General features: G+C 47.1%; 15 protein-coding genes. 2 read left to right on the top strand and 13 right to left on the bottom strand.

Going from position 1 to position 19,607, the window contains the following annotated elements:
- Positions 1-23 precede the first annotated feature (23 nt).
- The 4 genes from MKZ12_RS07885 to MKZ12_RS07870 form a co-directional block, all read right to left on the bottom strand.
- Entirely contained in the window at positions 24-800 is a 777-nt protein-coding gene (locus tag MKZ12_RS07885; protein WP_339259732.1) for a (2Fe-2S)-binding protein, read from the bottom strand.
- Between the two features lies 1 nt (position 801).
- Positions 802-1,842, bottom strand: coding sequence for an iron-siderophore ABC transporter substrate-binding protein (locus tag MKZ12_RS07880; protein ID WP_339259731.1), 1,041 nt, complete (start codon positions 1,840-1,842; stop codon positions 802-804).
- Positions 1,843-1,979: 137 nt separating this feature from the next.
- Positions 1,980-2,258, bottom strand: coding sequence for a hypothetical protein (locus tag MKZ12_RS07875; protein WP_339259729.1), 279 nt, complete (start codon positions 2,256-2,258; stop codon positions 1,980-1,982).
- A gap of 11 nt (positions 2,259-2,269) precedes the next feature.
- Positions 2,270-2,854 (bottom strand): AAA family ATPase, encoded by a 585-nt coding sequence (locus MKZ12_RS07870; protein WP_339259728.1) that lies wholly within the window; start codon positions 2,852-2,854, stop codon positions 2,270-2,272.
- A 287-nt stretch (positions 2,855-3,141) separates the two neighbouring features.
- Here MKZ12_RS07870 and MKZ12_RS07865 point away from each other — a divergent pair, with 287 nt between their 5' ends.
- Positions 3,142-3,756: a hypothetical protein gene (locus tag MKZ12_RS07865; protein ID WP_339259726.1), complete on the top strand. Its 615-nt coding sequence runs from the start codon at positions 3,142-3,144 to the stop codon at positions 3,754-3,756.
- Positions 3,757-4,166: 410 nt separating this feature from the next.
- Here MKZ12_RS07865 and MKZ12_RS07860 read toward each other — a convergent pair whose 3' ends face one another.
- The 6 genes from MKZ12_RS07860 to recQ form a co-directional block, all read right to left on the bottom strand.
- Positions 4,167-5,003, bottom strand: a complete 837-nt coding sequence (locus MKZ12_RS07860; protein ID WP_091015157.1) for a carbohydrate ABC transporter permease — start codon at positions 5,001-5,003, stop codon at positions 4,167-4,169.
- A gap of 17 nt (positions 5,004-5,020) precedes the next feature.
- Positions 5,021-5,956, bottom strand: coding sequence for a sugar ABC transporter permease (locus MKZ12_RS07855; protein ID WP_339259724.1), 936 nt, complete (start codon positions 5,954-5,956; stop codon positions 5,021-5,023).
- Between the two features lie 74 nt (positions 5,957-6,030).
- Positions 6,031-7,332: an ABC transporter substrate-binding protein gene (locus tag MKZ12_RS07850; protein ID WP_339259722.1), complete on the bottom strand. Its 1,302-nt coding sequence runs from the start codon at positions 7,330-7,332 to the stop codon at positions 6,031-6,033.
- 530 nt (positions 7,333-7,862) lie between these two features.
- The gene (locus MKZ12_RS07845; protein ID WP_339259720.1) at positions 7,863-8,987 is read right to left on the bottom strand and encodes a GntR family transcriptional regulator; all 1,125 of its coding nucleotides are present in this window, start codon (positions 8,985-8,987) and stop codon (positions 7,863-7,865) included.
- Between the two features lie 693 nt (positions 8,988-9,680).
- A complete protein-coding gene (locus MKZ12_RS07840) occupies positions 9,681-11,723 on the bottom strand; it encodes a B12-binding domain-containing radical SAM protein (RefSeq protein ID WP_339259718.1) in 2,043 nt (680 codons plus the stop codon).
- Positions 11,724-12,244: 521 nt separating this feature from the next.
- Positions 12,245-14,125, bottom strand: a complete 1,881-nt coding sequence (gene recQ, locus MKZ12_RS07835) for a DNA helicase RecQ (RefSeq protein ID WP_339259716.1) — start codon at positions 14,123-14,125, stop codon at positions 12,245-12,247.
- Positions 14,126-14,460: 335 nt separating this feature from the next.
- Here recQ and MKZ12_RS07830 point away from each other — a divergent pair, with 335 nt between their 5' ends.
- Positions 14,461-14,985, top strand: a complete 525-nt coding sequence (locus tag MKZ12_RS07830) for a DUF5412 family protein (protein WP_339259715.1) — start codon at positions 14,461-14,463, stop codon at positions 14,983-14,985.
- Between the two features lie 383 nt (positions 14,986-15,368).
- Here MKZ12_RS07830 and MKZ12_RS07825 read toward each other — a convergent pair whose 3' ends face one another.
- From MKZ12_RS07825 to MKZ12_RS07815, 3 genes are all read right to left on the bottom strand, one after another.
- Entirely contained in the window at positions 15,369-16,499 is a 1,131-nt protein-coding gene (locus MKZ12_RS07825) for a glycosyltransferase family 2 protein (protein WP_339259713.1), read from the bottom strand.
- A gap of 837 nt (positions 16,500-17,336) precedes the next feature.
- Positions 17,337-18,089, bottom strand: a complete 753-nt coding sequence (locus tag MKZ12_RS07820) for a methyltransferase domain-containing protein (protein ID WP_339259711.1) — start codon at positions 18,087-18,089, stop codon at positions 17,337-17,339.
- A complete protein-coding gene (locus MKZ12_RS07815) occupies positions 18,076-19,602 on the bottom strand; it encodes a nucleotide sugar dehydrogenase (RefSeq protein ID WP_339259709.1) in 1,527 nt (508 codons plus the stop codon). The genes MKZ12_RS07820 and MKZ12_RS07815 overlap by 14 nt, the downstream gene beginning before the upstream one ends.
- Positions 19,603-19,607: the final 5 nt, after the last annotated feature.

The raw sequence follows: 19,607 nt of genomic DNA, 5'->3' as shown, positions 1-19,607 counted from the left end.
CAATGGTAAAATTGTTGCTGTTGTCATTTTAATTGAGATTCTTTCTCATTGTCAATTTTCGGACATTTGAGACAATATTCCCCTGACATCTGGTAATAGAAACAACAGGTGATCCGCTCGCTTTTGGCAACATGCACATTGTCCTTACACTCGGTGAAGCGGGTCAATGGATTCTTCCTCTCACCAAACACCTCCCCGGATGCCACCTGCGTCAGATAAGAAAAGTCCTCTCGGATGATCTTACGTTCCTGCTCCGTCTCGGCTTCATCCGGAGCGAATAATCGGCCGATACGTACCATAATATTCTCCCAGAGAATGCTCATTGAAAGAGGTGCAATCGCAGCGAGAGCCTTTAACAGAGGTGTCAGCTGTACTGCAAACATCTCCTGGACCGCTTTTTCCCGCCATACGTTCCTGTCTCCAGACAGTTCTTCAGCCTGAAGCCCGTTCACCGCCAGAAAAGGAAATCGTGTACCGCCCTCATGCTCTTCGAGCTTCGGATGATAGAGAAAGCTGTTCTCTAGCTGAAAGGTTACATGCTGATGATGAAACGTCATCGCGGTCACGAGCGGAGTCGTCCATAGATAGCCAAGCCGCTTGGCTAGCATGGAGGCTGCGACTTTCATGTCAGGCGCATCGATATAGTTCTGAAACCAGCGGATATACTCTCGACACGCCTCTTCGTCATGCAACTCACTTAAAGCAATGGTACGGACACTATGTTCAGGCGGCTCACCAAGCAAAATCGAATGATCCTCTACCGTCTCTTTCCATACGTCTGTCGAGAGATATCGGTTCATATTAGTTCGATCCGAGCAGGGCTTCCGCTGCCTGATCTACAATCAGATTAATCGCAAGCGGTCCATAATAAGCGATCCAAAGTGTTGAGTTTACGTCATACGTAAGGTTATTTTTAACAGCATCAAGGGACTTCCATACGGGATTAGTCAACATAGCTTCGGCTTCTGCCGCAAACAGCTCATCCGACAGGACAAAGTAACGATCTGCCCCGATCTCAGGCACTTTTTCCATCGAGATTTCTACGGAACCATCTTCATTAATCTCCTGTACCAGAGCAGGCATTTTCAGCCCCAAGTCATTGTACATAATACCGCCGATGCGATGCTCAATACCGTGAACACGAATGCCTTCTTTTCGTGGACGAATGATCGCCACCGTTTCATCGCCCAGCTTCTCTGACAATTGTGCTTTCAGCCCGGCAATTTTGTCTTCATACGCTGTGCGCACTTTCTCTGCCTCGTCCTGCTTGTCTGTAACTTGGGCAACCGTAGCTAACGTATCACGCCAGTCTTCGTAGAAATCGAGTACGAGGGTAGGTGCAATTTTGCTTACACTTTCATACTGTTTCTCCTGGAAGTCGGTCATGATGATCAGATCCGGGTCGAGTGCAACAATGGCTTCCAGGTTCGGCTCGTCCCGTGTACCCAGAACTTCTACGCCATTTGGTTGGTCTCCTAAATATTCTGGAAAATCCGTATTACCTCCAGCGATAACACTACCTGCTGGCTTCTCGCCAACCGCTAACATTTGATCCAGAAATTTAACATCGAGAATTGCAATTCTCTGTGGTTTTTCGTTTAGAGTGATGTCACCCTTCATACCCTTGATCGTTACGGGAAAAGCTCCGTCCGTCTGCGTTTCTGCATTCGCAGGTGTCTCCGCTGGTGTTGTTGCAGATTGCTTACCGCTATCTGTACCTTTTGCGGCACCGCAAGCCGTCAGGACTAGAATAAGGGCCAACATCAAGCCCATGAATAATCGTGATTTGTGAGCAGCATAGGCTTTGTTACCAGCCGCTTGCCCCTTTGTTCCTTGTTTCATTTGTAAATCCCCCTTATGTATAGTACTGATAATGATTTTCATTATCGAAACATAAAGAGAGTATATACGATCTCCGTATCGTGTTACCATGTACTTTTGCGACATTTCAGTCGGACTAATGCGACATCGCGAGTCGCTTATCCGCCCTTTAACTTTTCTGCAATGTATGCTTGCAATCGGAAGATGTCTGAAAGAAGCTCTTCTTCCTCCGGTGTATTTCCATACTCCCCCAGCCAGCGCGGTGTGCGAATATGCCACTCATCTGTCATGTATTGTTTTTTAACCCGATACTCCAAAATATGTCCCAGGAAATATTCCAATGAACCAAAGGATTGTTTACGACTATCGTTGATGATGGATTGTGTTTGTTCAATGATTGACTGTAACATGTGTTGGATATGATCTTCTGGATTCATAGCGTTATCCTTCACTCTCTTCTGTTTAATTTCTTAAATGCCGATTGGTCTGGATCAGACTTTATATAATCTAGTATCTTTTCCGCACATGCAGCTGAACTTAGCTCTTCCGTATTCATTTCCAGATCATATTCATCATAGGAGTAGACGTAGTCGAACTGGGAATGGGCAAGTCCAATCGCGCGATCTCCTCTTCTCTGCTCTCTTCTGGTAAGTTCTTCTTTGGAGCAGTGTACACCTACAAACAATACCGGATAATCCGATAATAAATCATAAAACTCGTTAAACCACTTGTCATTGCTGATGACTGTATCCACGATGACATTCAGGCCCATCTCCGAAAACAGTTTAATGGTTGCACAGTACAACGAGTTGATGGGCTCAAACAGGATATCTGTCATCACATGGTGTTCCACTTCTCTTATTGGTTTAATATCTGGATATGTAGTATCTATGAATTGATCATAATTATGCAGAAATTGATCTACAGATAGATGATGAAATGGAATATCTCCTTGATTCTTCATTTCCATCGCGATGCTTGTTTTCCCCGAACTTGATGTTCCGTTTAGAAATATAATGAGTCCTTTATCCACATTAATCACCCTTGTCTATTAAAATTGAACGAATGGACGAGTAATAGCCATATTTTTTTAGGGAGGCTTTATCTAAAATGGGTGTTATGCTATTCGGTCAAATTACAACTCTCTCCATTCTTCCGTAATGTCTTCACGTTCCTTTATATCAATAAAGTAACCATTGGCCTCATTCATTTCATTAAACCAGGTATGTATAATTAATTTACAATAATTTTCAGATATGTGTATAGTAGAAATGATGCTAAATGCTTTCAATATACCAATCTAACAGAGAGGATGAGATCATGTCTTTTTTCAAAAAGAAGATTGTACTAGTCTCTTTATTCGTATTATTAGCTATCTCTGTCAGTGCAATCGCTTACGTCAATGGTCAATCGAAACGGGACGTTCCCATTCATAATGTCGTCAACCTTTCAGCTAACTCCCTAACATTTCATGAAATAGATAAGCTGGATGCATTCGCTGAACTGATCGTCATTGGTTATGCAACAGAAAATTTCAAAGATCGCGAGCATATCATAACTGCATTTGATGATGGAACCATGCAATCTTTTCACACCAATACGAATATAAAAATTGATAAGATATTGAAAAAGCCCGATGATTTCCCTTCAGATCAAAACAAATTAACGATCATCGAACCCATCAGTCTGGAAGGAAACGTCAAGTACACAGTTAATGACTATACGGAACTACAGAAAGGCGATACAAGTGTACTTTTCTTGATGAAAAATACTTTTGGTGATTATGGATTAATCAACGATAATTTAGGCAAATTCAGCTTGGAAGGGATAACTCAATATAGTGTACCTCAATCCTCCACTGCACAAGCGTTATCAGAATACGAAACATTTCGTAACTCTGTCATGGACAAGTATAATATACAGCAAGTTCAATAGCAGACCACCAGCTATAGCATGATTAATTTGAGTCGAAACAACTCCCAACAGTTACTCTTCCCCATCCATTTTGGATAATAAAAAATACAATTGTATAATGGAAATAATTTTTTTCATTGGTTGGCAAGTAAAGTTAATTCATAATATGTTGAATGTACAAAGAAACCGTCTCTTTTGGTAAATGGTTGCTCGCACACCCATTTACCAAGGAACGGTTTCTTTTGATTTTACAATTTTAACAATGGGGCTATGCTAATCATTTACGACTTATGGTAGTAGCCACACGAGCTGTGGGTCTATAACAGCAGATCCATGTCGCAAAATCTACCGAGTATATGCGCTGTCGCTCATCCGTATCCATAGTTCCCAGACACTTGCTCGATCGCTGATATTCCGCCCTGTATGATTGTTCAACCTTTTATACCACTAAAGGTAATACCGCTAATAAACGTCTTTTGAAGAAAAAAGAACAGAACGATAATAGGTAATGTCATCAAGGTGGATACGGCCATTAAAAGACCCCATTCGGACCCCTTTTGACTCTGAAATTGCTGCAATCCGAGCGAAACCGTGTAAGATGGTTCATTGGTTAAATAGAGCAAGGGGCCCATGAAATCAGTCCAGCTCCCCATAAATTGAAACAATGCCACGGCTAATACGGCGGATTTGGCTAGTGGAAACATGATCTGTAAATATATGCGGAACTCACTAGCACCGTCTAAGCGGGCTGCTTCGCGCAGGGCATCAGGCAGTCCCATGAAAAATTGCCGCAACAGAAAAATGTAAATGGGTACTCCAAAAAATTGGGGTACAATCAGTGGAAGAGGTGTCCCTACCCAACCTAATTTAGTAAACAACAGGAATAGAGGAATCATGGTCACCTGTCCGGGGATCATCATAACAGCAAGGGTAACAAAGAAAAGTAAACCTCTCCCACGGTACTCTAACTTGGCAAAACTATAGGCAACCAAGGGACAGGATATGATCACACCAAGCGTACTAACGATAGTTATAATCGCCGTGTTTTTCAGATATGTCCAGAAAGGGATATACTCAACAGCACGGGAATAATTACTCCACAGAATTGGACGCGGAATCCACTCTGGTGGGAATGTAAAGATTTGTGTGAGTGGTTTAAGAGAAGTCGAAAGCAGCCAAATGAACGGAATCATGAAAAATGCAGAAGCAACAATTAGACATACATAGGCTAACGCACGATTGATTCTTTTGATAGCGGTAGGATTCATCCCTTACTTCCTCCTCCTTATTTCCCCTGATAATGAACCCAGCGTTTAGAAGTAATAAAAATAATTCCGGTTAATGCCATAACGATAATAAATAAGATCCAGGCCATTGCGGAGGCATAACCCATTTTGAAATACCTGAATCCGTTCTCATATAAATACATGACGTAAAAAGTCATGGAATTTGCAGGAGTTCCTTGCCCTTTGGTCAACGTATAGGGAAGAGTAAACTGTTGGAATGCACCAATCATTCCCATGACAAGGTTGTAGAAAATAACGGGAGTGAGCAAAGGCAGGGTTACCTTTCTCGTTTTCTGAAACCAGTTAGCTCCATCGATTTGCGCCGCTTCATAGTACTCCTCAGGAATGTCTCCTAATCCAGCAAGGTAGATAACGACCGCTTGCCCAATACCCCAAAGCGACATCAGAATGAGAGAGGGCTTGGACCATGACTCACCACCAAGCCAAGCGGGTCCATCGATACCTATATTCGCTAATATCCCGTTCACCAATCCGAAGTTTGGATGTAACAGCCACATCCACAGAACAGCCAGAGCTACTTGTGGCACGAGAGTAGGTAAGAAAAAGATCGTTCTGAATACAGCCATACCCTTAACCTTCATATTCAACATCATAGCGAGTGCCACACCGAAAAATATACTTAATGGAACAAAAAATACCGTAAAATAAATCGTGTTGTATATGGATTTCCAAAACAGAGGATCATGAAAAAGATCTCTATAATTATTCATTCCGACAAATTCACCAGGCTGCAGAATGCTGTAAGTAGTGAAGCTGAAGTAGATGGACATTAGCATGGGAATTGCATAAAAGCATAGCAGCCCTATAGCCCAAGGTGAAGCAAATAGCCACCCAATCGCGTTAGTTCTGTGGAGTGCTCGTTTCCTTGCCGATGGAATTGCTTTTACTTGAACTGGATCGGCCAGTTTCGCCATGTACATTCTCCTTCCAATTGTCATTCATGAATAGGCAAGGAGAGAGAGTTCGCTCCCCTTGCCTACCGAGCACTCTATTTGTCGTATTTTTCTAAAGCCTTATTAACCGTCTCTGTTACTCTATCCAGGTTCTCTTTCGGAGTACCGTTACCGCGGGTAGCCTTTTCCGTAGCGGAAGCTAACTCATTCCACAGCAGTTGTCCTTCAGGAATAACTGGGCGGTTGTGTGAATTGGGCAAAATATTAATAAATTCCTTCATAATCGGATCGTCTTTGTAACCGTATTTGTCGTTAACCGAATCAATAACGGAAATTTGAGAGTCAGCGTTTAATAACGTTTGCCCCTCTTCTTTCCCTAAGAATTCGAGGAATTCCCAAGCAGCAGCAACGTTCTTGGCGCCTTTAGGGATAATAGCGGACCCGCCTCCCGACCATGTCGTAAAATTAGTACCTGTTGGGGTCGGTATGGGTGCAACACCGTAGTTTAAATCCGGCTTAAATTTTTCGATACCCTTCACCGTAAAGTTTCCACTTATCTTCATGCTGACTTGACCGGAAATGAACGGATCCATTTCCTCCGTACCCGCTGCACTTGTGAATCCGGCAATATCCTCGACATTGTATTTTTTACCGAAGTCGGTCATCCATTGTAATGCTTCCACGACTTTAGGATCATTTGCGGTAATTTTGCCGGTGGCAGCGTCCTGGAATTCTCCTCCAAATGCCCATCCCCAAGTATACAGCCAGCCTTGCGAATACCATGGGATGAACCCGATCCGTTTGAAACGTTTACCTTCCTTGATGGTTAACTTATCGGCGGCCGCTTCAAGCTCGGCGATCGTTTGTGGTGGTTTGTTGGGATCCAACCCTACTTCTGTGAAATGATCCTTATTGTAAAATAGCAGGCGAGAGTCCGTATCCATCGGCATTGCATAAAGCTTTCCTTGATAACTGGACTCCTCCCATGCAAATGGATAATACATTTCCTTACGTATTCCGGATTCTGCTGCCATCGAGGATAAGTCAGTCAGAGAACCTTGCGCAGCCCAAGTACCGACCTTAAATCGATCGAAAAGTGCAACGTCAGGAGGATTGCCGCCTGCGACTGCAGTCAGCAGCTTCTGGTCGGATCCCTCGTTAGATTCTGTATAAACCAAATTCATTTTGATCGTAGGGTTTTTCTCTTCAAATGCCTTCACGACTTTATTCATATTATCTAAATCAATGGAGGTAAGACCATGCCACATCGTAACCGTTGTAATCCCCTCTCCGGCCTGATCACCAGAGCCTCCCTTCGTTGAACAAGCCGTTACAAGCAGTAACATAACCAGAAAGCAAACAAGAATTGGAAATGCGAATCTTTTGGATCTCCTCATTCAAAGTCCCCCTTAAGTTAAATGAATTCGTTTAACTTGAATTCCTATAGAATCCACTTCATTTTCTGATCATCCACAACTTATGTAAGCGCTAACAACTCTGGTGATATGAACTATAAAATCAGAAAATGATGAACACCGTGAATTTGTTATAGGAGCCCACTAGTTATACTAAGTATATTAATATGACATTATAAAACATGTCAATTGCAATATTACGACATCACTATTCATGATGTATGGCTATAATTTAGATGTAGAGAGCGACGTTTCAAGGTTGGTTAACCTCCGGTCCCCTAACCAATTCCCTAATGTGAGACATGCTTAACCATAAGAAAAACGCCTATCCACATACTTCATAGAAGACAGACTGCGTCAAAACGAGGTTTTTCTTGCGATATCAGGTCAGGAAGGTCCCTGCTTGGAAGTTTGATATGTCTGATATCAAAAAAAGTGCCGAAAAGCCCATCGGGACTTCTCGACACTTTGAACAATATCCTTGCTTTGGTTTAAATGCACTTGAATAAACCCTATCCGTTATTTTTCACAACCATACGATGGTTAATAATGTTCAGCTCGGGAACTGCTGTTCCATGCAGTTGAGAGATTAACATGTCCACTGCCAATTCACCCATCTGCTTCTCATCCTGCTTAATATGAGTGAAGATGGGTTGACCCAAGTGATCGTTCAGGGAGTCGAAACAAACGATCTCGAATTCCTCCAGAGATTTCCCCATCGAGTGGATGACTTGAGCCAGCATGGTAGCTATTAGAAATTCCGATGCGACAAATGCCTTTACATCAGGGTGTTTTTTCAAAAAATGCTTTACTGTTTCTTTATCATTTTCAATCGCTGTTCCATTTATGTTCTTGGGAAGGGTGCCCTTCAAGTTCGTCAATACATAATCTTTGTTCAAATTCATTCCTTCCTGGGTGAAGGCAAACGTATATCCGAGCAGCCTTTCCTCCAATGTTGAAGTGTTCTCTTCCGGCGGAGATAAAAAGGCAATTTTTTTATGACCTTTGCTAATCAGATGACGCGTAAGATCCATGGCTGCTTTCTTATTGTCTGTATATACCGAACAAACCGGAATTCCTTTTAGATATCTATCGGCCAAAACAATTGGAAACCGATCTAATACAAGTCGGAGCAGTTCAGAATTATAGTGTTGACCATGAATGGGGGTCACGATTAATCCTTTGATGCCTAAACCAATAAATAAGTCGATCGCACGTTTTTCCTCATCCCGATCTCCGCAAGTTCGCTTGATAACGAGTTGATAATTATGCTCAGCACTCCGCTTTTCCATCGATCTAAGAAGTTCCAGGCCAAACTCGTCAGAAAAATTCGGTATAATAAACCCGATCACCCGCTTATCGTCCTCAGGAACCAAAGTTGTTCTTACCTCTGAATAATGCTTCGGTTCTTGTCCTCCAATGATACCATCGGCCACATATGAACCTTTTCCTTGTATTCGTTTAATAACCCCAGAATCTGCTAATTTCTCCAAAGCCTTTTTAGATGTAATACGACTGACGCCAAATTGTTCAGCCAGCTCTTTTTCAGAAGAGACCCGGTCACCTTCGTTTAAGCGACCTTCTTTAATCTCTTGTACAATATAGCTATATATCTGCTCGTATAAATGCAATTCCACAAAACCACCCTGACATCATAATATTAATATACTAAGTATATTACACAAGAAGTAATTCGCAAAGTTAGTGGATGGGATTGTGGTGTTCCTTGAAGAAGGTCGAGTGCATCCTAGAGGCTTGATGATTGTACAGGCGTCAATGCTGAAGGTTATCGTGGAATTCTAGGTTTAGCTTCGCCGAATGGATTTCTAAATTCGTCTACCCTATATCTGATGAATGTGTTGAATATGTACAGCGTTATAGGGAATATGGACATGTAGTGAGTCAGCTGAACCTTTAGATACAGTGGTTGTCTCTTCGGTTCTGGTCTTATCATTCATACGAAACACTCCTTTGACTGAATTCGACATGTGATTCTATGTAACTGGCAAACAAAAAAAGAAGATCATTCTTCATCCCGTTTGGGAATCAGATGACCTTCCGATGCTTTTGGAAACATATCATGCTGTAAAAGTAAAGCAAGAGCGCGGCTTATGCAACGGCAAGCCGCGTAAGGGTGAGGTGCTGCGCCCGATGGGTGCAAGCACTTTATTAGGATGCACCACGTTCATTGACGCGGTGCTCATCAATGCAGGCATCACCCGCGCATAGCCGTGATGTCTGCCAATAAAGTGCCACGACCGCGAAGCCGTGGCACCTCTCCCTTCTGCATGATGCCAATTGGCCATGCAGCTTGTGGAAGGTCGCTGCACCTACATGGCAGCGGCTTCTTCTCCCAGCGGCAGCATGTAATACTGCGCCTGCTGCCCTTCGTGCTGCTGGTACACAACGACCAGCAGCGTCCGGCCTTTCGCGGCAAGCGGGCTGGCGCCAGCTAGCACACGCTCAAGCCGGAACGGAAGCACATCCAGTACGGTGTGCTTCTGCAGTTCCTTTTCGCCGAGACCAAGGTCGGCGAAAGCACGGGCACCCATGACCGTCTGTGCGGTCATGGCCGAGGTCATCGGCAACGTACGCGAAGCGTTGCCGTCTTCCCCGTCCGCCGCTCCATCCGCGGCGGACTCTGTTGCGTCGCCCGCAGGGAGCGACGCTGCACCCCCGGCTTCGCTGCCGATCACACCCGCCGCATCTGCGGCAAAGTCTTCTCCGGCAGCGGCCGAACTTCCCACAGCGGCACTCGCACCCGTGCCGCTGCTTTCCAGCCATGCCGTGCCAGCGGCACCGGCAACACGTGGCAGACGAACGTCTTCCGGACGTTCAGCCAACGTTTTCATATAACCCGCCCACTGGTCTTTCTGGAGCGGATCTTCCCACCAGATTTTGCGTGGTTTATATTTGTGGCCAAGGAAATAGTCCAGCTTCATCAGGCCAAGCACGACTTCCATATGCGGCGTGTTTCGCGACTCCAGGAAGCTGTGCAGACGAGTAAACAGATCTTCCAGTTGGTGCCCGATCTTCTGCCAACCCTGACCTTCCCAGTAATCCCCGAACGCCTGGAAGAAATCAAACGGCGAGTTGAACTCCTGCTCCATCAGATACTTCAGCGTATGGTCCATCCGATGTGCGTTCCAGTATTTCTCCAATACATCCTCCAGCCGCTTCAGGCGTACGATGTCGCTAAACGGCAACACATCACTACCCAAAATCTCATACGGCGCGTGATCCATATACGTATAGTTATACTTCTCCGCATCCAGACGCAGGCCCGTACCACGCAGCATTTTTAAGAATCCAAGTTGCAGTTCTTCCGGCCCCAGGGCAAATACATCGTTAAACGTCTTGCGGAACGTATTGTAATCTTCCTCCGGCAGTCCGGCGATGAGATCCAGATGCTGGTCGATTTTTCCACTGGCTTTGACTTTGTTGACGGTCCGGCTCAGCTTGGTAAAGTTCTGGCGACGTTTCACCAGTTCATTCGTCGGATCATTCGTGGATTGAACCCCGATTTCGAAGCGGAATGTGCCCGGCGGCGCATTCTCTGCCAGATAATCCAGTACCTCGGGACGCATAATGTCCGCCGTAATTTCAAACTGGAACACCGTCCCCTGATGATTCTCAATCAGGAATTTGAACATTTCGAGTGCATAATCCCGCTTGATGTTAAACGTCCGATCCACAAACTTGATCAGCTTCGCACCCTTCTCAATCAGGTACAGAATATCCGACTTGGTCCGCTCAATATCGTAATACCGCACGCCGACCTCAATACTGGACAGACAGAACTGACAACTGAACGGACAGCCCCGGCTGGTCTCAAAATAAACCACACGTTTCCCGAGGTCGGGAATATCCTCTTCAAATCGGTGCGGTGACGGCAGATCGTTCAGATCCGCTTTCGGGCGTCCTGGCATGAGAATAACCTCTTCCCCTTTGCGATACGCCAGTCCATAGACAAAGTGGAACTTCTTGCTTCCTTCCAGCTCCATCAACAGCTGATGCAGCGTCTCTTCCCCTTCACCCATCACGATGAAATCGACATTGGGAATTCGGTTCATCCAATATTCCGTGTCGTAGGACACTTCCGGCCCGCCCAGCAAAATTTTCACGTCAGGCATAACCTTTTTTAGATTATCAATGACCTTTATCGTCTCTTCGATATTCCAGATGTAACACGAGAACCCAATCACGTCCGCGCCGCGCTGGTACAGATCGGACACAATGTTCATGACTGGATCTTTGATCGTATACTCCGCCAGGTCAATATCAAAATCCTTCTCACTGTACGCCTTCAGACAACGCAAGGCCAAGGAGGTATGGATGTACTTTGCATTTAATGTAGAAAGAATAACCTTCATGGTTCACAACCTTTGCCTGGACACCCAGACCATATTTTTTGGTAAAAGTAAAGCTGCACAGCCATCCTGCCCCGGATGCTGTTCATGCAAACCTCTTTGAACTAGCCATTCCATGTCTCATGGACATTTTCTACTTTTGTCTTTCAAAGAGTGGACACTCTTTTCAAAAAGCATATACACCCCGCCAAACCAAAAACACAACATACAGTGCGCAACCAAATAAATAAAACCACATATTGTACATGCTACTTTCAGACATTCCTAACGCCAATGTCCACCCTTTGAAAGACAATTCACCTTAATTTGTCCACAATACAGAGACACACTATAGTCCAAGTTCATTTCAAACTTAATTGCGCTCCGGCTTTCGACAGGTTTGAAGATATCCTCTGGATAGACATATAGCACCTCTACAATCATTTATGCTTTACGCACCTGAGCCTCAAAGACCTGAAAGCGCGAATATAACCACAATTCACACTTCATCCCAACTTGCTCATATCTGATTATACCTTTGCATACTACTCAAACTCGTAAAATGCATCATCATCCGTATCCACTTCTTCGCCCGATTGCTTCTGGAAAAACTCCAGGAACGGAAGTCCGTACTTGCGATACTTGACTTCACCGACCCCTTTGATATCCAGCATGTCACGTTCCGTCTGTGGACATACCACACTCATCTCGCGCAGGGTCGCGTCATTGAAGATAATGTACGACGGCACATGCTCTTTCGCCGCCAGATCACGACGGATCAGACGAAGTTGTTCAAATACCGTCTCGTTAACCGCAGATGGCATCGCATCGCGTCCACGACGTCCACCATAGTTTGTACCCGAAGCCGCCGCCGCTGTCTTGCGCACGACACGCTGCATCACCTCACGTTGACCCTTCAGCACTTCCACCGCAAGTGGTTGCAAACGAACGACCGGATACTGCCCCTCGGACAGCATCAGATATCCTTCCGATACCATCACGTTGATGATCTCCGATATCTCGCGCTCTGTGCGATTTCCCATCACACCGTAGGTTGGCAGGGAATCGAAGCCGTAATCGAGCACCTTTTTGGCACGGGAGCCTTTGAGCACCGAAGCGACCAGCGATACACCATACCGTTCACGCATGCGGTGAATGCAGCTGAATATTTTCTGTGCATCAATCGTCATATCTACCAGCTCGCGGTCGTCCGTACAGGAACTGCAAATGCCGCAAGGTGTATCGTCATGCACCTCACCGAAATAATCCAGCTGCGCACTGCGCAGACAACGCGTCGTGTAACAGTAATCCACCATCTGTTGCAGCTTCCGGTAATCGTTCTGTTTGCGGTCGCCCTCCATCGGATTCTGCTCAATCAGGAACTTCTGGGTGATAATGTCCTGTGCCCCAAATAGCAGAATACACTGACTGGGCTCTCCGTCCCGGCCTGCACGTCCGGCTTCCTGTACATATGCCTCCATGTTCTTCGGCATGCTGTTATGAATTACGTAACGCACGTTCGATTTATCAATCCCCATCCCGAACGCATTCGTTGCCACCATCACTCGGATATCATCGTACAAAAAAGCTTCCTGGCTCTGGGCCCGTTCATCGTCCGTCATGCCGGCATGGTAGCGTCCAGCTGGCAATCCCGCCTGCAACAAACGCTGATGCAGATCATCCACGTCCTTACGGGTGGCGGCATATACAATTCCAGGCTCGCTGGCATGCTCGCGCGCATAATTCAGGACAAAGTCCTTCTTGCTCTCGCCGCGAAGCACGCTAAACGCCAGATTATCCCGCCCAAGTCCGGTCACATACGTCTGCGGGTCCTGCAAACGCAGCAGCCGCAGAATATCGCCCATGACCTCGGGCGTCGCTGTTGCCGTGAAGGCCGCAACCACCGGCCGCTCCGGCAAACTGTCCACAAACGGCGCTACCGCCAGGTAGCTTGTCCGAAAATCATGTCCCCACTGAGACACACAGTGGGCCTCATCCACAGCAACGCACGAGATAGGCAAATAGCCCATCTCCTCGCGGAACCAATCCAGCTCCAGTCGCTCAGGCGCGACATAGAGCAACTTCAGCTCACCGCGCTGCGCCGCGCGGATGCGATCATTCACTTCTTTGCCGCTAAGTGTACTATTAATATACGCGGCAGCAATTCCGGCGGTCGTCAACGCATCGACCTGGTCCTTCATTAATGAGATCAACGGGGAGACAACTAGTGTCAGACCCGAATATAACAGAGCGGGGATCTGATAACAGATCGACTTACCGCCCCCGGTTGGCATAATGCCGAGCGTATCTTCACGTTCGAGCAGGCTGGCTACAATCTTTTTCTGTCCCTCACGGAAGTCGGGGTAGCCATAATATTTTTGCAGGAGACCCTGCGCTTCTTCAATAGTAGGTGTTTGCACACTCATGTAAAGACTCCTTACTTATCACCGGTGTTCTTCCACCAGCTTGGTCCGATCCGATTCTGACATCCGAAAGCGGCTCATATACCGCATCCTTGACAACAAAATGGCGTTCTCATGACTTGTCCGTCAAGCAAACGCCGCTCCCTTTAGTTTAACGGCCCAGCCCCGAATGAGCAACCGCGTTTTACTGTAAAATGCTCGAACCTGCTTTAATCAATAACATAATGTGTTACCATCAATTAACAAATAGCTTAAAGAGAGAACCTTGGCATATCTACATCTACATATCGATTTCCTTATTGTTCCTAACCAACACCTTCAAAGGAGAGTAATTTATTATGAAACAACAACATCCTCATGGAATTAATCCTTCAAACAAATCACCATCAAAGTCATGGATACGTCGACACCCAATTCTCACTACATTTACACTATTGATCCTTGTGCTTTTTGCTTCCGTATTCCTGTACTTCTGGCTCCGTCCATACTTCTCCACATTTGACCGTTCCGAGCTGGGAGATCTGAGTTATTCCATGCCTTCGCGAAACGGTGAATATACTGCCGAGATTTACGGCGTACCTTACGGTGGTGCGGCAGGCGGCGTTACGATCTGGGTCGATGTGAAGAAAACGGATGCCCCAGAGGACTCCACGGTAAAAACGATCTATCGTGCCGAGCACCATGGGAATAACCATCTTGAATGGGAAAGTGAAAACACACTCCGGATTGAAAACTGGAATGAATACACGGATGAGAACATTACCCTCAATATCGATGATGAAATATATGATGGACGGGGCTGGGCGTGCAAAAGCTTACGGATGAAAGACCAGTATGTGCGCTGCCTGGCACCGGAAAAGTAAAACAACGTACTAGCAGCTAATATGACGGCCCTGAATACTCAACTCTCATCTTGATGCGTAATCTTCACTGCATCGCACACCAGAAGTTCTACGCTGTGGAAGGCTTGTGAACCCCCCAAAAAATGCTTACTTACATTACATCATGATTGGAGATACTTTTGGGGTACGCGAAGCGTAAGAAGCCCCACTCACCGACTCTTTCGGTTAAGCGGGGCTTCTTTTGTTCATTAACAATTCGTATCTATCGGACTTAAAACATATGGCAGCATTATAATTTATCTATCATTCTGCTTCTGCTCTTTCACTTATGCTTCAATCTATTTGCCTTATTTCCTTTTCCCCGCTTCAAACGCTTCAGTCCTCATCTGCCCCAGTTCGTCTCCTTACTTACGAGGTGACTCTGCACCACGTTCTTCCCGTTCCTTCATCTCTTTGCGCACCACTACTTCGAGTTTCTGCCGATTGGCAAGCAGCCCTGGATCGTTGGGCAAATACTCACGGGCTTTGGTGTTATGCATCAATGCCTGCTCCCAGTTGCCCAGATGGGCATAACAAAGGGAGAGCCGGGCATGCGGCAACCAGGTGCGACAGGCGACAGGCACCGGGCGAAGACCTGGATCGCGGCTGCTCACATCGACCGCCTGCATATACCAGTAGATCGCCGAGACGGGTTCATGCCGTTCATGGAAACAGGCAGCAATGGCGCAACAGAAATCGGCATGTGGCAGATCATACTGGAACGATTGCAGCAATGCCCCCAGCTTGCGGCTTGTCTCGCCCAGTCGTTCATAACATTCCGCCAGCCTCGCGCATGCAATCAGGCGATCCTCGCGGTACCCGCTTGGCTGCTCCAGCAGCTTCGCGTACCCGCGTGCCGCCGCCGCATACTGCTGGCGGTCATAACATTCGCCTGCATAATAGAACAGCAGGCGACCTTGGGCTACGCCCTCTTCGGCGATCCATTTGCGCAGAATGCGCACGTTTCGCGCCGAATGATGTCCCGCTTCGCGGCGATGCGTGACGGCAATGTCTGCCGTAATGACCTCGCCCCGCGGGAAGCTAAGCTGCTCGTGCAGCCGGCCATGCCAGCGGCACCCGGCATCCCGCTTAACCAGGCGAAGTCGTCGGTCCGTCACAAGCGGACTCCCCTCCGGCCCCTCGGCCAGCGTGTAGTTCAAGATCACAGCCGCCGCTTCCCCCTCAGACGGAAGCTGCTGCTTCAACACCTCCAGCTTCGCCCGTTCCGCGGGCAGCAGCACATCGTCCGCATCCAGCCACAGGATATACTCCTGCGTGGCCTTGGCGAATGACTCATTCCGCGCTGCTGCAAAGTCTTCCTTCCATTCATACGTGTAGACCTGGTTGGTGTACTGCGCAGCAATGTCCATCGTGCGATCTGATGAACCGGTATCCACAATGACGATCTCGTCAGCGATGCCAGCAACCGAGTCGAGACAGCGCGCTAGCATGCGTTCCTCGTTCTTCACAATCATGCACAGACTGATGGTTATCACATTTTGAGCCCCTTCCTGTCGTACGCGTATTGCGAAATGTCATAACTGTTTTGTTTTTCAATGGCTAGGTAAGGGTACTAAGCCACCCCAATTCCCTCTTCAAACTTGCAAGTAACTCGTAATCCAAGATTATCAGCGCTATCATTACAAGCGACTGTTTTCCCCGCTCATTCTCCCAAATCTCAAAGTTCAATAAAGGATTCATTTCATTTTCACTGTGGCTAACGAACTGAGGTAACGCTATATGGTATATTTCAGCCACTTGGAAAATGTAACGAATCTGACGCACGCTATTTCCGAAATTTAGGCATCCATTCGTTGTTTATCGCACCTTTTAGGTGAAATAGCATCGCTCAGATTCGTTACACTTCTCATCTCTTCTAATTCATCGAAATAAGGCGTGTGAGATTCGTTAGAATTAGAACGTAGAATAGCTCTAGCTCTCCGTCACACTAAACAACAGTGAGGAATTGAAATTATCTAGTTAAGTGCTCTGATAATTGCTCTGGGAAGCCTGTAGGGGGAACTTTCGAGACCAGCCCTTTGCTCTAAGCAGGAGCGCCCTAGTCTCCTTCACAACAAGAACCGCAATGATGCTCCAGAGCACCCTCCTATTCACATTTACTCAGGCAGGAATTTTCCTCTAGTCATAAAATTTACGTTTGCCTTTACATTTACTCGTAACACAGTTGCAGTATCCCTACCTACCTCTACCTTGCAGTTACTTGCAATACATTTTCAGCATCAGTGTCTTTGGGTCTGGGTCTGGGTTTGGCTTTAGCTTTAGCCCCTATTCCTCCCTTCCCCTTGCCGCTGTCTCTATCTCAGTCCCCACCTTTACTGCTGCCCTTCCCCGCTCTCCTGACGACGAAGACGTTTCACCTGCTCCACCGCACTGTCCAGTGCCTTCTTGCGTTGTTTCATTACGCGGAGATGCTGTTGTTCCACCTCGGCAAAATGTGCATGATCCAGCTCCATCCACTCCATCAGTTGATCTAACGTTGGCGACATATGAAGCTGTGTACTCCGCCGTCTGCGGGCCACGCAACATAGATATTTATGATGAACTTCCAGTTTCAAGACTTCGAAATAGGGCATCAGACACATCGCCAGATTTCCTGCATAGAAGGTCTGCTTGTGATCATAGAACGGATGATATCCATATGGCACGGTTACCACCAGCGTCCCCTCTTCTTGCAACAGCCGATGAATCTGAATCAATAACGTCTCTGGATGAGCAAAATGCTCCAGTACTTCTCCCAGTAGTACCGTGTCAAAAGTCGTTCTGACTTTCCATTGCGTAATATCCAGCATCCGAAAATCCACATTATTCCTGACCGGCCTGGACTCTTTGGCAAGCTCTTCTTGTGCATACCGAATGCTCTCTTCCTCCAGATCAATGCCAGTGACACGAAATCCTTCACGTGCCAGCAGAATTGAGGTAATCCCCTGACTGCACCCGACATCCAGAATGCGTTTGCCTGTCGCCTCACGGCACATCCAGTGGATACGCGTTCTCGTTGCTTCATGAGAATCTTCCGAGTTAATCTCGCCATAGTAACGTTCACTCACACGATCATGATTTGCCATGGGCGTCTCCCTGATCCTCGTCGGGGCCGATGGCAACTTCATGGTGAGCTGCACCATCCTCGACTGCCGTTTCTTTTTGTCCTACCGATGCTATACTCTCCTGTTGCTCGCGTACCCCCTTCACCTCAGGCCGCACAGGCTGGCCCAACACCACAATATTTCCTCCGTGGCATCCGGCCGTTGCGTTGCGTGTATCGAAGATCAGCTTCGCATGATCCGCCATCTCCTGATAATTGAATCCCGTATGATCCGTTGTGATGATCACCAAGTCAGCCCATGCCCACAATTCCGGCACCGCCGGACTAGCGTGCAGCACTGTGCCATCATCCTTGCGGAAGACAGGCACCATCGGATCGGTGAAAACGACTTCTGCCCCCGCTGCGCTCAGCAGCCGAAAGACGTCCAGCGCAGGTGATTCGCGCAAGTCATCGATGTCTTTTTTATAAGCCATACCCGCCAGCACAACGCGCGCGCCCCGCAGAGATATCCCCTTTTGCTCGAGCAATTCTGCTGAACGCTTCACTACGTTCTCTGGCATCTGTCGATTGGTTGCATCTGCCAGCTGGATGAATTGCAGCTCTGATCCTTGCCGGCTTGCCGCCCAGGACAGATAGATGGGATCGATCGGGATACAGTGGCCGCCGATGCCTGGACCGGGATAGAATGGCATGTAACCAAACGGCTTGGTGGCCGCCGCACCCAGCACCTCCCAGATGTTCACGCCCATCTGTTCACAGGCCGGAGTCAGCTCATTGACGAGTGCAATGTTGACACTGCGAAATGTATTTTCGAACAGCTTCGCCGTCTCCGCTACCGTCGTTGAACTGACCGGAACAACTTCGTTGAGGAACGAGCCGTAGAACTGTTCACCATACTCCAGACAGGCAGGCGTAGAGCCGCCAATGATCTTTGGCGTATTTTTCACACCATAATGCACACTGCCGGGATCTACCCGTTCGGGAGAATAGCAAACGTAGAACTGTTCTCCTGCTTGCCAGCCGTTTGCCACTTCTATCGGTTGTTTCACGACTTCTTCCGTCGTGCCCGGATAAGTCGTGCTTTCCAATATAACAAGACTGCCCTCCTGCAAATATGGAGTCATGCCATCCACCGCAGACGCAATATACGAGATATCCGGTTGATGCTCGGCAGTCAGCGGAGTGGGCACACAGATTATAATGACATTCGCCTGTGCCACTGCTGTATAATCCGTGCTGGCCGTGAACAAACCTGCCTTCATGAGAGACTGCAGGACTGTATCATCTATACCGATAACATACGAATGTCCGGCACGCAGCTTGGCTACCTTGGAGGTATCGATATCGATCCCGTGAACCCGATATCCTGCCTGGGCCATCTCGATGGCCATGGGCAAACCTACATAACCGAGACCGATGACAACAGCTTTCAAGGAGCGATCATGAATAGGTTGTATTGGGATCGGTGGCTGTAATTCTTCTTTTCCTTCGTGCTGCTCATGCTGATGATTCTCTTCCATTCCTTCCAACTCCAAATGCT

It is taken from the genome of Paenibacillus sp. FSL R5-0713, assembly GCF_037973325.1.
GTDB lineage: Bacteria > Bacillota > Bacilli > Paenibacillales > Paenibacillaceae > Paenibacillus.
Note: the sequence above shows the minus strand (reverse complement) of the source record. Positions and strands in the feature narration are given on the sequence as shown.

Bases quoted from the DNA above. Each gene is read 5' to 3' on its own strand.
- recQ (WP_339259716.1), bottom strand. From the start codon at position 14,125: ATGAGTGTGCAAACACCTACTATTGAAGAAGCGCAGGGTCTCCTGCAA.
- MKZ12_RS07865 (WP_339259726.1), top strand. From the start codon at position 3,142: ATGTCTTTTTTCAAAAAGAAGATTGTACTAGTCTCTTTATTCGTATTA.
- MKZ12_RS07860 (WP_091015157.1), bottom strand. From the start codon at position 5,003: ATGAATCCTACCGCTATCAAAAGAATCAATCGTGCGTTAGCCTATGTA.
- MKZ12_RS07855 (WP_339259724.1), bottom strand. From the start codon at position 5,956: ATGGCGAAACTGGCCGATCCAGTTCAAGTAAAAGCAATTCCATCGGCA.
- MKZ12_RS07880 (WP_339259731.1), bottom strand. From the start codon at position 1,842: ATGAAACAAGGAACAAAGGGGCAAGCGGCTGGTAACAAAGCCTATGCT.
- MKZ12_RS07875 (WP_339259729.1), bottom strand. From the start codon at position 2,258: ATGAATCCAGAAGATCATATCCAACACATGTTACAGTCAATCATTGAA.
- MKZ12_RS07830 (WP_339259715.1), top strand. From the start codon at position 14,461: ATGAAACAACAACATCCTCATGGAATTAATCCTTCAAACAAATCACCA.
- MKZ12_RS07885 (WP_339259732.1), bottom strand. From the start codon at position 800: ATGAACCGATATCTCTCGACAGACGTATGGAAAGAGACGGTAGAGGAT.
- MKZ12_RS07840 (WP_339259718.1), bottom strand. From the start codon at position 11,723: ATGAAGGTTATTCTTTCTACATTAAATGCAAAGTACATCCATACCTCC.
- MKZ12_RS07820 (WP_339259711.1), bottom strand. From the start codon at position 18,089: ATGGCAAATCATGATCGTGTGAGTGAACGTTACTATGGCGAGATTAAC.
- MKZ12_RS07850 (WP_339259722.1), bottom strand. From the start codon at position 7,332: ATGAGGAGATCCAAAAGATTCGCATTTCCAATTCTTGTTTGCTTTCTG.